The following is a 13,527-nucleotide window of genomic DNA, read 5'->3' on the forward strand; positions in this document are numbered from 1 at the left end:
ATTTCATGTTATAATAAGTTAACAATACCCATAATGAACCGTAGAAATTTATTGATTGGATTTTTTATCTATTTCCTTTTGCTGGCATTTCCAAATTTAGCCATTTGCCAAGAGTTGGATAATGTGCCCGTAGCTTTTGAGTCTCTGGGACAGGAACCAGAAATTATCAGTTTTGAAAGTGATGTCGAAGTGCCTACTGAGGGAGGACATTTGCAAGGCGTGCAATTGGTGGAAATTGCGGGGAAAGAAAAGATGTTAGTTTCAGGAAGCTCCAGTCACCAATCCTATATCCTGCAGTTGGATATGGCTTCCAAACAGGCAGAAAAGTTAATTCCCTTGATGGATGACCCTTTTAGGCATGCTGGGGGAATTCAGGCTTCTGAGAACTACCTAATCGTTGGAATTGAGGACAATCATATCAGGACATCTGCAAAAGTTTGCCTGTATGATTTTCAAAAGGATAATTTTATAAAAGCAAAGCCAAATGTCATGGTTGATAGAAATGGTGAAGAAAAGCGGCCAACAGCAGGAGCTACAGGCCTACTGGTAATGGATCAGGGCTTTTTGATGGTGGTAGGCAATTGGGATGCGCGGAATTGGGATTTTTATGAGTTGGAATCTGGGGAAAAGGAACCTTCCCTAATTTATAATTTTGAGGCCCCTGAAGACTGGGCGAGCTATCAGTCCATTAACTTGCTTAAGGACAAGGAGGCGATATATGCCATTGGTTTTTACCAAAAGGGAAATGTCGCTTATGCGGATTTGATATTGTTGAGTAAGGTGGAGGATTTAGATCCAATTATGAGAAAATTGAGCACTAAGTCATTTGATTGCAAAGAAGGTGTTGACTTTTCTGGTGCTGCAGGACTGCAAGTGGATAAAGCTGGAAACTTGGTTTTTTGGGGTACCCAGAAAAATGCAGGAAAGCAGATTATTGTTAATCGGTTTATTGAAAAGTAGATGGTGTTGAAATATGTTCATCAAGTATATTTGCTAGTTAACTGTAATAGATACAAATTGTGAAAACAGTAATTTTTATTATCGCCTTTTTTAGTATTAACCTAACTTATTGCCAAATGGTATCAGCTGACAAACTCGAACAAATTGGGTTAAAAGTGAATGAAGTGAGCGAACAAGCTCGAATGCTATTAACAAAAGATTTTTATTGGGATCCAATTGAAGAATTTGCTCCATTTGGAAATGATGACGGGTCAGATGCCTTTCATGATTTCAAAGCGTGGAGGAAGAAGAACAAATCTTCAAGTCCTGTTACATTTTTGACTCAACTCATTGAGGAATGGGGCTATCCCAAATTTGATTTATCTCAGTTGGATGAAACTGAAATTTCAAAGTATATAGAAATCAAGGGAAGTGGGATGTCGTCTTCTTCTGAAAAGTTTTTGATGGAATACTTTAAAAAAATGTCACAAGAAGCTGGCAAGCCATTTAATGAAGAAGAGTCTCAACAAATTTTATCCACGTCTTCTGAAGATATGGGGGGGACGTATTTAGCTAGCCAAGATAATGCAGTAATTGCAATAGGGTTTGGTCAATTTGTTTTGGAGGGAAAAATAGATAAGGACATGGTTGAACTTACAAAAACGGCAATTCAGAGAGAACTTTTACCGGTTTTGTTGACTCGGTTTGATGAACAATTTCAAGAGGAACGCAAAAAGATACTTAGTCAAATGCTCTCAGATCTCAGTAAAATGTAAATACCCATAACAGCCTCAATTACATATAGACTCACGAGTTGTTTGCAAATACGATTTCTCTGCACCTAAAATTGGTGTATAAAATAAGCATTATGATAAAAATACCCGCTTTAATGTGCTTTTTGATCATTACGACAATTTCTAGTTGCGTAAGACTTACGGACTCTAAAGACTATTACTTTTGCGACATTAATCTTCGATTTGAACTAGATCGAAATTCCTCAATTCAATTCTATGACTCGATAGGAACTAAATCATGGAATTGGGTAAATGATTCAATTGATTTTATATATTCTTATTTTCAAGCAAATTCCTCGATGGACAATTTTGTTCGAATTGATTCTGTAATGATCCTAAATGGAGGGAATGAAAACAATTCGCATGGATGGGAATTGGGGTTGACTAAAGGTAACAAGACAATTAAAAAGCTTGAGGGAAGTTGGATAAAACTAGATGATTGTATTACCGAACTAAGTGAATGGATGCTTTATGGTAATTATCATGACCAGTTTACACCATATATTTTTGATAGACCAGAGATAAACTCAACAAAAACTCAGTTTGATCCGCGAGATGGGTGGACTGATCATAAGGTTGAAGTTCTTGCAGTTCAGGGTACATGGTTCTACGTTGAATTGAGCTTGGATCAAAAAATAATATCAGGTTGGATGCCTTCTTATAATTTATGTTCCCATCCTCATACAGCATGCAATTAAAAAAACAAAGGATTGGCAAAAGCGTGCGCAGTCAGGGGACTAAAAGTGTTGGCAAAGACAAGTGAATATGAATAGGGTAATAGGAGGACTAATTTTGATGTTATTATTTGGTTGTGCGCAAAACAACCGTGAGAACCAATTTATGGCTCAATTTTATTCCAAAAAAGAAATAGCTGAACTGGACCAACTCGCTCAGTTTATTAAAAACGAAATTTCGGGAAACTGTATTAAAACACCAGAAGAATGCTTTGACCATTATTTTGATCAGTTCAAATCGCTAGGCGCTAACGAAGAAGTAGACCTTGAAATATCCAAGAAATCAGAACAGTCATTTTTAGCTAATTTTGACAAGTCACTTTTTCAAGACATTTGGATATTTTGTGATGGACAAAGGTCAGTAGGTGAAGATAGCCTGATAAATGTGCGTAGGCTGTGTATAAACCCTAAAGGAAGATTTGCTTCTTTTCTTCTGAAACTGACCGAAAATCATAACCAACTCAATGCTTATGGAGAGACTTTTAAATATACTGGAGATTATACCCCTTCTATGAATATGTTAGTGTTAAAGCAACCTGAAAAAATTGATTTTCAATCCAAGGATGAGTTTCTTTTATTAACTGTCCAACTTTTAACGCTAAACTATCCGGAGGAAATATATTTAGATTAGTTTGGACAAATCTGCTAGTAAAAATCAAATCCATCAGAAAAGGAATCTATGATAATGACAATGCTATATTTCTTGATAATAATCACTTATATCATATTTAATTTATGGGTTTTGAAAAGAATTATAGGGACCAAGTATTTGAACAAGTCCCAGAAAATATTTAATATAATTATGACCTTAATCGTACCTTTTTTATGGGGACTATTAATTAAGGAAGTAATTAAGCCTCCTGAACTTTCTACTTTAACCAAGAAAAATCGTGCAAAAAGAAAAGGGGATTTTTCAGATAACTGCAAGAACCTGACTGGTCTTGGTGATTTCTAAAAGTTTTGGTTCAAGTCTCAGACTTAAACCACTGCTGGTACTACCGTATTGCCAAAAACAACAACCTTTCTCCTTTTTGATATTCTTTTTCCCTTTGGGGCAGCAATAAAAAACCATCCGTTTCGGCCAGGCTAAAGAGGTCGCCAGAGCCATTGTGACTAAAAGGGACGACATTGCCTGTGACAGGGTCTATTTTGACAGATACAAAACGGGCGAGGTTGGGATTGGCGGGGATGTCTTCTCCCAGCTCTTTGTGTTCCATCTGTAAGGTTTGGCCCAGAGAAGCATGCAGCCACTGTTGAAAATAGAAAAGGTGGTTGACATAGGTGGATACAGGATTGCCTGGATAGGCAAATATTTTGGTATTGAATTCCTTATGATATCCAAACCAAAAGGGCTTTCCAGGTCTTTGGGCCACACGGTGAAATAGTTTCTGAACACCCAACTCCTCAAAAACCGTGGGAAGGTGATCAAATTTCCCCATGGATACGCCGCCACTAAGCAATAGTACATCGAATTTTTGGATCAGGATTTTTAGTTGGGTTTGCAGTACCCCATGATCATCTATGATATGGTGCCGCTCTGCATGGATTCCCTCTTGTAGCAAGGATGCCCAGAGGTTATAGACATTGGATTTTCTGATTTGGTGGGCCAGAGGTTTTTCATCGATTTCCACCAGTTCATCCCCAGTGGAGATAATGGCGATGGTAGGAAATTTAGCCACTACTACCCTGCTTTTGCCTACGGTGGCCAAAATACCAATATCACCAGGATGGATTTTTTTTCCTTTCTGAAGCACTAATGCGCCATTTGGGGAGTCAGATCCTTTTCTATGTACAAAGCGTTTGATGGCTTTTTTAATTTTTACATAAGCCGTGCCGTCTTTGATTTCCACTTCTTCATAAGGAATGACGGTGTCAGTACCTAAGGGCAAGATGGCTCCCGTCATCACTTCCAAGCAATGGTCTGGGGCTTTCAAGGTCATTTGCGGAGCGCCAGCTGCTTGAATGCCTTGGATAGGGTAGTTTGGTCTTAAAGGATCATTGATGTCTTTTAGCTGAATGGCAATGCCATCCATCATCACCCTGTCAAAAGGTGGTGCATCGCGGTCAGTAAAAATATCCTCTGCTAAAAATCTGCCCACAGCCTCTGTCAATGGAACTTCTTCCGCTCCATAGAACTGTTTTTGGCTAAGTACAAGGTCGAGGGCTTTCTGAATATCGATCATAATGGATGCTTTGTGTTTGTTTTGAAGAGAATGTCAAATTCCACTTCAAGCTTTAAAAGTGGATTGTACTGAGACTAGCGAAAATTGGTGAAAGACTTATTGTCCTTCCAACTTCACCCTTTAGGCTTCGTCCTTAGCACTGCTTTCCAATGCATTGATGCCTCCCGATACATTGAAAATTTTTGCTGTTGGGTAGGCTTCATGCAGGAAGTTGGCCGCTTGCAGGCTTCTTTTTCCTGATTGGCAGAGTAAAATCAGGTCTTTACCTTGATCTAGCTCCAAGTGTCGGTTTTGAAGTTCCTGTAAAGGGATATGTATTGCCTGTTCCAAATGGTACTGTTCAAATTCTTCTGTTGTTCTTACATCAACTAGTTGATAAGAAAAGTTTTTCTTTAAACGAAGATAAAAAGCCTCAGGGCTCAAATGTTTCACCGTATTGTCTGATCCACAAACGGGTTGATGGTAATTGGGTTTTAGCTCTTTGATGTTTTTGTTCTGCGGAATTGCTGACACTCCAATTTTAAAGTGAGTCTGTGCCAAAGTGTCAATAATCAGAAGCTTACCGACCAATGGTTCTCCTATTCCTGTAATTACCTTGATAGCCTCCAGCGCTTGATAAGTGCCTATAAGCCCTGGGAGTACACCCAAGACACCATTTTCATCACAATTTGGAATCATAAGGTTCTGGTCTGATTCCGGAAAAAGGCAACGGTAAGTAGGTCCATCTTGGTAATTCATTACGCTGACTTGTCCCTCGAAATCATGAATCGCTCCGTAAACAAAAGGCTTATCAAGAATGACACAGGCATCATTGACCAGATAGCGAGTTCCAAAATTATCAGTGGCATCAATGACCAAGTCATACTTTGAAATAATACCCAAAGCATTCTCAGGTGTGATAAAGGCTTGATGGTTGATCAGTTGTGTAGCAGGATTCTGTCGGTGGAGCCATTGAATCAGGCTATCGGTTTTAGAGAGGCCGATTTGGTGAGGGCTATAAAGTGTCTGTCTGGGCAAATTGCTTTCTTCAATCACATCCAGGTCCATGATGCCAAGGGTGCCTACACCTACTCCATTAAGGTATTGGGCGGCTGGAGTGCCCAAGCCTCCGGCACCTAGAATCAGAACTTTGGCTTGAGAGAGCCTATCCTGGCCTTCTTTGCCAAAGCCTTTAAGTTTAATGTGTTTTTGATAGCGGGACTCAGCCATTATTCGTCTATTCTTGATTTGGCCAGCTCATAGTCTTCAGGGAAGTTGGCATTGAACAGTTCAAGGTCATTTTCAGGATATATCAAATGGACATCCGTGTTCATCAGGAATTTTCTGGGGCAACTTTTTTGTGTTTCAATCATAAACGCTTCTGCTGACTTAAGGCCACTAGGCTCCCAAATGCCAATCAGCGGTTCCGGAAGTTTGGATTCATGGGTAGCGTAAACTGTGGCGGATTTTTTTGGTTGTCGCTGTTTGACCAAGGCTCTGAGGTTGTTTTCATGGATATGAGGCAGGTCAACAGCCACTACCAACCACGCTTTGTCCGGGTAGGCATGGTGAGCGGAGAGCATCCCATTTAAGGGACCCTTGTATTGATCCTCATCCAAAATGTAATTGAACCCCGAATCAATGATGTTTTTTTGGTCAGCCCTGCAACTTATAAAAGTTTTTGGGCAAAGTTCCCTTAGGGTATGGTAGAGGTAGGAACGATGGTTGGTTGCGTAATACTGGAGCTCGCCTTTGTCATGTCCCATTCGGCTGCTTTTGCCGCCGGCTAGCACCAATCCATAAAGATCATCTGTTGAATACATGTTTTCCTCCTTCTTTTGCCATTAATTTGGTTTCGCTAATAATTATATCATGTGACAAGGCTTTGCACATATCATAAATGGTCAAAGCCGCCACACTAGCTGCAGTCAATGCTTCCATTTCTACACCTGTTTTTCCTTCACATTTTACAGAGGAGAGGATTTTGAGTTGGTTACTTTCAGGAGTGATGTCAATTTGGATTTTGCTGAGGGCAAGGGGATGACAAAGAGGAATTAAGTCCGATGTTTTTTTTGCTGCCATGGTTCCAGCTATGATAGCTGTTTGAATGATGCTGCCTTTTTTCCCAAGAAAGTTATCTGCACTCAATGTTTTGAATACTGTTTCCGGAAATTTAACGATCGATTGGGCTGTAGCGGTACGTTGTGTGATGGCTTTTTCCGATACATCGACCATTTTGGCCTTGCCATCTTGATCCACATGGGAAAGTTGGGAATTACTGTCTTTCATCCTCCGATAAGTGTCATAGATTTTTTGGTAACGGATCCTTTTTCGGCTTCAAATCCATCCTTGTGACGGGTTTGTAAAGCGGTGTAGATACTAAATTTTAATCCGCTGATATTGGTATATTCCCTTAACAGGGATTTGAGGTCAATGGTTTCCGTGGCATAAAGGCAGGTTTGCATTTCTCCTTTGGCGGATACTCGCACACGGTTGCAGGTGCCACAAAAAGTCCTTGAATAGCTTGGGATGACACCAAATGATCCCTTGGCATTTTTTACTTTATAATTGAGGGAAGTAGAAGTTGGGGGAGCTGGAAGTCTTTCCAAATCACCAAATTCACCTTTAATGTGCTCTAAAATGGATACATAGTCCCATTTTAAAACGGGCTTCTCATTTGACTGACCATTGAAAGGCATTTCTTCCAAAAATCGCACGCTGATAGGGTACTTTTGGACAAACTTGATAAAAGGAATAATGTCGTCCGTGTTTTTACCCTCCATTACCACGCAGTTGAGTTTGACATCAAATCCCTCCTCCATCATTTGGCGGATATTGGCCATTACAATGTCAAATTGGTCTCTTCTGGTGATGTGGTTGAATCTTGCTTTGTCCAGGCTGTCAAAGCTGACATTGATGGTAGTGATCCCTAATTTTTTGAGCTGGGCTATATGAGGGCCTATCAAGGTGGCATTGGTGGTAATGGAGATTTCCTCCAAGCCTCTAAGTTGGTTGATTTTTTCTAAGAATTCCATCAAACCTTTGCGTACAAAAGGCTCTCCACCTGTAATTCTGATTTTGTTGACACCCATTTCCACAAAGGCTTTGGCCATAGTGTACATCTCTTCCCAAGTCAGCAAATCTTTTTTATGGGCAAAGTTCACCCCTTCCTCCGGCATGCAATATTGACAACGCAGGTTACAGTTATCCGTGACAGACAGTCTCAGGTAATTGATGTTTCTTCCATGATTGTCAATTAGCATAGGCGTTGGTTTAGGTTAATTTTATAAACTTTGAAGAAGTGTTTTTCCAAATTACGTAGTGATACATTTTTTTCAATTCATGCTGATTATCCACCACTCACTGGTGGGATTAAAGCTACCTCGTCATGTTTATTGACCAAGGTGTCTTCAGTAGCATAAAACAAATTGACAGAAATGGCCAGTGATGGTAAGTTGACCAAATCTGGGTATTGCTGATAAAGCAAATTCTTTAAATCTTTTACTTTGACAAAGGTTTCATCGACTGGAAAATCGATCATTGCGGCTCCGGTGATGTCCTTGGCCACTCCAAATGCATGTATCTTCATGATGACTTATTTTAAACTTCTTTTTGAATGGATGCTCTTGCTTGAGTGTCCTTATTCAGATGCCTACTAGATTAAAAGCAAGATACAAAATATATTTAATTATACGTAAAAATACGTAGTTTTATATTTTCTACCTTATTCAAATCGAAGTCTTTATCAATTTAAGCATAAAGCAGGAACAGACAAAATAGCTTTTGATCAGTGGGAATTATGTGCTTTCAATATGCTGCTTTAGGCCAGGTTCATCCTCCAGCTTTTTCAACAGTTCTACCACATTATTGACCTTGAGCTTTTTCATGATATTGAAACGATGGGTTTCTATTGTCCGTATGCTTTTTCCTAATTGCTCAGCGATTTCTTTATTTCCAGTGCCGTCTGAGATCATTTTAAGAATCTGCTTTTCTCTTTTGGTGATGTCGTAAGTATTGGTACTGGTGACGTTTTTGGAGATTTTTCGATCTTTTACATTAAGGTAGCTTTTTACCAATACTTGGCTGATGTCCCCACTAAAATATTTTCCACCCTCATGGATGGTCTTGATGGCCTTCATAAACTCATCTTTACTGGTGTCTTTCAGAAGGTACCCATCGGCACCGCTTTCGATAGATTGAAGGATGTAGTCCTCATCATCATGCATGGAAAGAATCAAAGCTTTGGTATTGGTTTTAAGTCCATTTAGCTTTTTAGTGGCATCCAGTCCATTCATGACAGGCATTCTAATATCAATGATCAAAAGATCAGGCTGGGAAGAAGTGACTTGTTCAAGGGCCTCCTCACCGTTTGAGGCTTCCCCAACTACTTCTATTTCTCCTTCATTTTCTAACAGGTTTTTGATACCGCTTCTGACTACCATGTGATCATCCGCCAATACTACTTTTATTTTTTCCATGATTACTTTGTTTTACTGCTTAATCCAAGGGGATATTAATACTGATTGTAGTCCCTTTTCCCTTTTCAGAAGAAATGGTGCACTGCCCATTGATGAAATTAGCTCTTTCTCTGATATTGAACAAGCCATGTCCGGATGCTGAAAAATGACCTTTCATTTCCAGTTGATTGATGTCAAAACCCTTGCCATCATCTGCAATTTCTACATTGAGGAAGCGTGAATTGTGGGAAAGCTTAATTTTAACTTCACTCGCCTCGGCGTATTTAATGGCATTATTGACGGCTTCCTGGCAGATTCTATAAAGGTTGTTTTCGATTTTTCCTTCCAGTCTGGAGAGAAAACCTGTTTCGTTTTCAAAGGTTACTTTCAGATCTGAAAGTTTGGTGATTTCTCTGCAGAACTTGTTCAACACTGGTACAATGCCGTAATCTGAAAGGGCAGAAGGGGTTAGGTTAAATGAAATCCTCCGAACTTCCTTGATGACATTTTTGAGGAGGTCTTTGGAGGTCTTTAGCTTTTCTTTTTCGAAGTCTGAACTTACCGAATGGATTCCTTCTAAATTGAATTTCATGGCAGAAAGTAATTGTCCTACGCCATCATGCATGTCTCTGCTAATCCTTTTCCTTTCTTCTTCTTGCCCTTCCAAAATCAGGGCGGACCTAAATTGCTGCTCTTTGACTCTTTTCTCTATCCGTTCTCTATTGATTTCTTGGGAAATGGCCTCAGCTTCTTTTTTTTCTGTTTCATCAGTGCTGATAATCATTAGAGAGGCTACTTTCCCGCTATCATCCATGGTAGGAATGATGTTCATCTTTAGCCAGACGAAATCCCCGGCATCGTTAGTGACTTTGATTTCTCCGCTCCAAGTTTTGCATTCAAACATCATCTTTTGAATATTTTGGAGATATTTTGCGTCATAGCCTTGTTCTTGGAGCCAGTCAAAAAGGTTGGAAGGGCTTTCTTCCTCAAACTCCATAAGCTTGGAGAATTTGTCTGAAAAAAAGTAAAAGTCTCCGTTAGGTTTGCTTTTTGCAAAGACCGTAAAATCTTCTACCGCTACATCCACCTCCAAAAGATCCTGATAAGCCTGTTCCAAGGAGCTATAAAGTGAGCTGATTTCTAGGGTCATTTTTTTTGATTTCCTTTCTGATTGAAGCAGTTTGAGGAAAGTCTTTTTGATGGTTTTGGCTGAAGGAATGAAGATGAAGAATATCTCAAATAGGATCACACCAAGTGAAAGGACTAAAAGGAATATTTCTACACTTTGGAGGTTGGTTACTTTGGTCTTGGCTTCATTGTCGTACTGAAATACGATTTGGTCCATGCCAGTTAGGAAATGCTCTTCATGCTTGATAATATTACTGACGTCTTTTCTAAATTCTTGGGTTGGTGTGGACAGTTCCTGAGTAAGTAACCCTAGGATAGACTTGGCAGAAGCAAGCATGGCTTGGTGATCAGTCTCTATTTCTTCAAATAGTGCCTCCACAGTTTTACTGTTTTTGCCATTAATACCTAGCGATTCATTACCTTTCCTAAGTCCCAAATGGGCTTCTTCCCAATCTTGAACAGCATTATCAAGTTGTTTAAGATAGAGGGATCTTTTATCGAGACTTATGGAGTCTCCCAGCAGTAAAGCACACTTACTGATACGCTGACTAAGCATCCTTTGTCGGCCTGAAATATTAATGACTCGGGAATCATTTTTTTGTTGACTGATAAACTTTTGAACCAAGACCTGACTGAGTATGATGCTGGTGGCAATGGCACACAAAGCAATGAGGTAATACCTTGCCAGCTTCTCATATTTGGGCTTATCGGAAAGATCGTGGTTTTTCATACTTTGATTATTCTATACCAAAGTACGTAAATACACTTAAAAAAATAAGTAAACTTTATTTTCTTTGAGGCAAAGAGTCTTTCAATAGAAGTGTGGCGTTTAGGTAATTGAGTTTGATGCTGTTTTCATTTTCTTGAGCGTACCTGATGTTTTGGATTTCTAGTTTGATCTTAAGCCCTTTTTGCTCTGAGGAATAGGTGAGCAATGAGGGGGCGATCGATGAGTTGGTTGGGCTTTGAGGAGTAGACTTAGAAAGTTCCGTTACCATTGGTCCAAGGTCGACGTTAGCATTGTGGTTGGTGGATGAGATGGCCAGTCCATTCTTCTGTGGGTTCAAAGTGACTTTATAAGTGTCGTATCCAGCTACAAAAACAGTGGTGTCCAACTCACTAATATGAATATCTTTTAAGTAATCGTAACCCTTGGTAGAGATGCTGTGACCTTTCATATCAGCATCAAGTGAAAGAGTGGGTTCCGTTAGGGTTAAGCCAAGTTCCGGGATTCCCATCGTTTTCAGGTATAAGGTGGAGGCAGAAACCTCTTCCCAATCCTTTTTGCCTTCATTGATGGCAATTAAAATTGTGCTCATATCCTGTGAAAACCAAGACTTCATACAATTCAATCCATGGTGATCTTCCAAATATTTTACTATGGATCTTATTTCAGAGATTTGTTCTTCACTGGCCAATGGAATGAAATTTTGAGTTTGGCTTGGCTTTAGTTTAGGTAATTTTTCCCTGTCCCAGATAACTTCATGAATTACCGTTTCTTCTTCCAGAACATGTGTTTCCATCAATAGCGCTTTTAGTCTTCGGTACTGACTTCTTTCACTTACGGAAAATACACCCCAAGGACCGAATGAAACTCCAAGGAGCAAAAAGGCCAAGGAAAGCGGAATGATCTTAATGTTTCTAAATCCAAGGATAAAGTAAAAGCAAATCAATGTCAGCCATGTCCCGATCAAAACTATTAGGTATCGATTAATAGTAACGCCATAATCGTTTATTCGAATACCAATGGCTAAAAAAAGTATGACTACTAATGGTAAAAGTAAGTAGTAGTAAGACTTTGAAAACGTGTTGATCCAGTTTTCTTCTTTGTCGTTTTTGTACGGATAAAGTAAGAGCAGAGCCAAAATCCCCAATGTGGCTACACAAATAATCAAATAGGAAACTATTCCCTTTGGCCAATTCCAGCTTAATAGGATTTTTATACTGTATCCATATAGGATAAGCAGATAGACGGTTAGGAGGGGTAGTAAAATAAATTGGCTAAAAATTTTAAGACCTTTGGGGTAGTTAACTTCCTGATCCAACTCTTCTAGGTTTTCAGAGATGCCAGCAATGAAAAACCAGGTGTTGAAAATACCTGCTATCAAGATGAAGATTTGGAGGTATAAGATGTTTTGAAACTCAACTTCAAATAGCAAGTGAAGTGCCAGCATAGCAAGTACTATACCCAGATAGAGTACAATTGAAAATAAAGCGGCAGTAAGAAACCTTAAAAACAGGGTTTTATTGTATTTCCAAAAACCTAAGGTGTTTTTGCTTGGCGTGTAAGGAGCAAATGAAACCAGAAGGTGGCTAAATAAACTGAAAATCGCGAAGCGATAATAAGGCATGATCGTACTTTGGCTGTCCTTGCCATCAGGAAGGCTGAAGTAAATTGCAATTAGGAAGGCTAATGAAAGGCCGTTTATAATAATGAGGTAAAGTTTTGGGAGTCTCTTTTTCTCCCAAAATATTTTGGCACAGAAGAAAAGTGAAATTCCCAAAGCTCCGGTAAGCATACCATTGATATATGGGAATGGATTACTGATAATATCTTGAAATTCCACCAGGTAATTCCCAATTGCTGTAGCCACAATGACCGAAAGGATAACCATTGGAAAACGGTTAAGTGCTTTTTGGGCATGGTCGTTCAAGTAGCTTAAGGAAGGGAGTTTCATTTGTGATGGTATTTTTTTGTGGGCTTATTATTGCAATTTAAATGAAAAAAACTGAAAATGAAGGTGTTCGGTATCGGATACTTGAAAAAATATTGTAAAAAGTTCAAAGAGAAATATCGATGAGAGGACTTACTAAAACGATTAGGGTAAATGCTTAAGGCGAGAATATCAGTGAGGCCTAATAAGAAACGGGGCCTCTAAATAGTGCCCCGCTTAGTAATGAAAAATAGGTCTACTACTAATTGTTGTTTTTAATCCTCAAAACCCACGTAAACAAAGCCATCTTCAATTTTGACAGGGTAGGTAGCTATGTCACAGGTGTCTCCATTGAGGTTTTTTCCTGATTTTAATGAAAAGGTTTTTTTGTGAAACGGACAGGCCACTTTTGGGTCTCCTTCATGAGATCCAATCATACCCCTTGAAAGGATCATTTGCATTTTATGCGGGCAAAGATTTTGGCAGGCATACCACTCATTTCTTCTAGAGAAGTTGAAAATGGCAATTTGTAAGTCCTTGTATTTGATGCAAGCTCCGCCGTCCTCAGGAAATGTATCTACTGTTGCGGCTTTGTACCAGTTGGTGACTTTGCTCGAGTCGGCAGTTTTATATTTTTCCAATTCTGAAATCATGGTGTC

General features: G+C 39.3%; 14 protein-coding genes. 4 read left to right on the forward strand and 10 right to left on the reverse strand.

From position 1 onward, the window contains the following. Nucleotides 1–33 precede the first annotated feature (33 nt). From JL001_RS09355 to JL001_RS09370, 4 genes are all read left to right on the forward strand, one after another. Complete coding sequence (locus JL001_RS09355) at nt 34–960, forward strand: hypothetical protein (protein WP_200975834.1); 927 nt, start codon at nt 34–36, stop codon at nt 958–960. A gap of 59 nt (nt 961–1,019) precedes the next feature. Next, entirely contained in the window at nt 1,020–1,715 is a 696-nt protein-coding gene (locus JL001_RS09360; protein ID WP_200975835.1) for a hypothetical protein, read from the forward strand. 317 nt (nt 1,716–2,032) lie between these two features. Beyond that, entirely contained in the window at nt 2,033–2,431 is a 399-nt protein-coding gene (locus JL001_RS09365) for a hypothetical protein (protein WP_200975836.1), read from the forward strand. Between the two features lie 94 nt (nt 2,432–2,525). Beyond that, nucleotides 2,526–3,098 carry a hypothetical protein gene (locus tag JL001_RS09370; protein ID WP_200975837.1) on the forward strand — a complete coding sequence of 191 codons (573 nt, stop codon included), beginning with the start codon at nt 2,526–2,528 and terminating at the stop codon, nt 3,096–3,098. A gap of 364 nt (nt 3,099–3,462) precedes the next feature. Here the strand turns inward: JL001_RS09370 and JL001_RS09375 are convergent, their stop codons facing one another. The 10 genes from JL001_RS09375 to nirD form a co-directional block, all read right to left on the reverse strand. Next, nucleotides 3,463–4,650, reverse strand: coding sequence for a molybdopterin molybdotransferase MoeA (locus JL001_RS09375; RefSeq protein WP_200975838.1), 1,188 nt, complete (start codon nt 4,648–4,650; stop codon nt 3,463–3,465). 120 nt (nt 4,651–4,770) lie between these two features. Continuing rightward, nucleotides 4,771–5,859, reverse strand: coding sequence for a HesA/MoeB/ThiF family protein (locus JL001_RS09380; RefSeq protein ID WP_200975839.1), 1,089 nt, complete (start codon nt 5,857–5,859; stop codon nt 4,771–4,773). Continuing rightward, a complete protein-coding gene (locus JL001_RS09385; protein ID WP_200975840.1) occupies nt 5,859–6,452 on the reverse strand; it encodes an NTP transferase domain-containing protein in 594 nt (197 codons plus the stop codon). The genes JL001_RS09380 and JL001_RS09385 overlap by 1 nt, the downstream gene beginning before the upstream one ends. Continuing rightward, entirely contained in the window at nt 6,436–6,918 is a 483-nt protein-coding gene (gene moaC, locus JL001_RS09390) for a cyclic pyranopterin monophosphate synthase MoaC (protein WP_200975841.1), read from the reverse strand. The genes JL001_RS09385 and moaC overlap by 17 nt, the downstream gene beginning before the upstream one ends. Further along, nucleotides 6,915–7,892: a GTP 3',8-cyclase MoaA gene (moaA, locus tag JL001_RS09395; RefSeq protein WP_200975842.1), complete on the reverse strand. Its 978-nt coding sequence runs from the start codon at nt 7,890–7,892 to the stop codon at nt 6,915–6,917. The genes moaC and moaA overlap by 4 nt, the downstream gene beginning before the upstream one ends. An 86-nt stretch (nt 7,893–7,978) precedes the next feature. Beyond that, a complete protein-coding gene (locus JL001_RS09400) occupies nt 7,979–8,218 on the reverse strand; it encodes a MoaD/ThiS family protein (RefSeq protein WP_200975843.1) in 240 nt (79 codons plus the stop codon). A gap of 208 nt (nt 8,219–8,426) precedes the next feature. Then, the gene (locus tag JL001_RS09405) at nt 8,427–9,107 is read right to left on the reverse strand and encodes a response regulator transcription factor (protein ID WP_200975844.1); all 681 of its coding nucleotides are present in this window, start codon (nt 9,105–9,107) and stop codon (nt 8,427–8,429) included. A gap of 19 nt (nt 9,108–9,126) precedes the next feature. Beyond that, complete coding sequence (locus JL001_RS09410; protein WP_200975845.1) at nt 9,127–10,944, reverse strand: ATP-binding protein; 1,818 nt, start codon at nt 10,942–10,944, stop codon at nt 9,127–9,129. Between the two features lie 55 nt (nt 10,945–10,999). Then, nucleotides 11,000–12,892 carry a DUF4153 domain-containing protein gene (locus JL001_RS09415; RefSeq protein ID WP_200975846.1) on the reverse strand — a complete coding sequence of 631 codons (1,893 nt, stop codon included), beginning with the start codon at nt 12,890–12,892 and terminating at the stop codon, nt 11,000–11,002. Nucleotides 12,893–13,143: 251 nt separating this feature from the next. After that, on the reverse strand, nt 13,144–13,521 hold the full coding sequence (gene nirD / locus JL001_RS09420) for a nitrite reductase small subunit NirD (RefSeq protein ID WP_200975847.1): 378 nt from the start codon (nt 13,519–13,521) through the stop codon (nt 13,144–13,146). Nucleotides 13,522–13,527 lie beyond the last annotated feature (6 nt).

Origin of the sequence: Echinicola sp. 20G (assembly GCF_015533855.1) — a bacterium.
Lineage (GTDB): Bacteria > Bacteroidota > Bacteroidia > Cytophagales > Cyclobacteriaceae > Echinicola.

Excerpts from the sequence above, each read along its gene's own strand:
- JL001_RS09365 (WP_200975836.1), top strand. The coding sequence starts at position 2,033 with ATGGACAATTTTGTTCGAATTGATTCTGTAATGATCCTAAATGGAGGG.
- JL001_RS09415 (WP_200975846.1), bottom strand. The coding sequence starts at position 12,892 with ATGAAACTCCCTTCCTTAAGCTACTTGAACGACCATGCCCAAAAAGCA.
- JL001_RS09355 (WP_200975834.1), top strand. The coding sequence starts at position 34 with ATGAACCGTAGAAATTTATTGATTGGATTTTTTATCTATTTCCTTTTG.
- JL001_RS09380 (WP_200975839.1), bottom strand. The coding sequence starts at position 5,859 with ATGGCTGAGTCCCGCTATCAAAAACACATTAAACTTAAAGGCTTTGGC.
- nirD (WP_200975847.1), bottom strand. The coding sequence starts at position 13,521 with ATGATTTCAGAATTGGAAAAATATAAAACTGCCGACTCGAGCAAAGTC.
- JL001_RS09410 (WP_200975845.1), bottom strand. The coding sequence starts at position 10,944 with ATGAAAAACCACGATCTTTCCGATAAGCCCAAATATGAGAAGCTGGCA.
- JL001_RS09400 (WP_200975843.1), bottom strand. The coding sequence starts at position 8,218 with ATGAAGATACATGCATTTGGAGTGGCCAAGGACATCACCGGAGCCGCA.
- JL001_RS09405 (WP_200975844.1), bottom strand. The coding sequence starts at position 9,107 with ATGGAAAAAATAAAAGTAGTATTGGCGGATGATCACATGGTAGTCAGA.
- JL001_RS09385 (WP_200975840.1), bottom strand. The coding sequence starts at position 6,452 with ATGTATTCAACAGATGATCTTTATGGATTGGTGCTAGCCGGCGGCAAA.
- moaA (WP_200975842.1), bottom strand. The coding sequence starts at position 7,892 with ATGCTAATTGACAATCATGGAAGAAACATCAATTACCTGAGACTGTCT.
- moaC (WP_200975841.1), bottom strand. The coding sequence starts at position 6,918 with ATGAAAGACAGTAATTCCCAACTTTCCCATGTGGATCAAGATGGCAAG.
- JL001_RS09375 (WP_200975838.1), bottom strand. The coding sequence starts at position 4,650 with ATGATCGATATTCAGAAAGCCCTCGACCTTGTACTTAGCCAAAAACAG.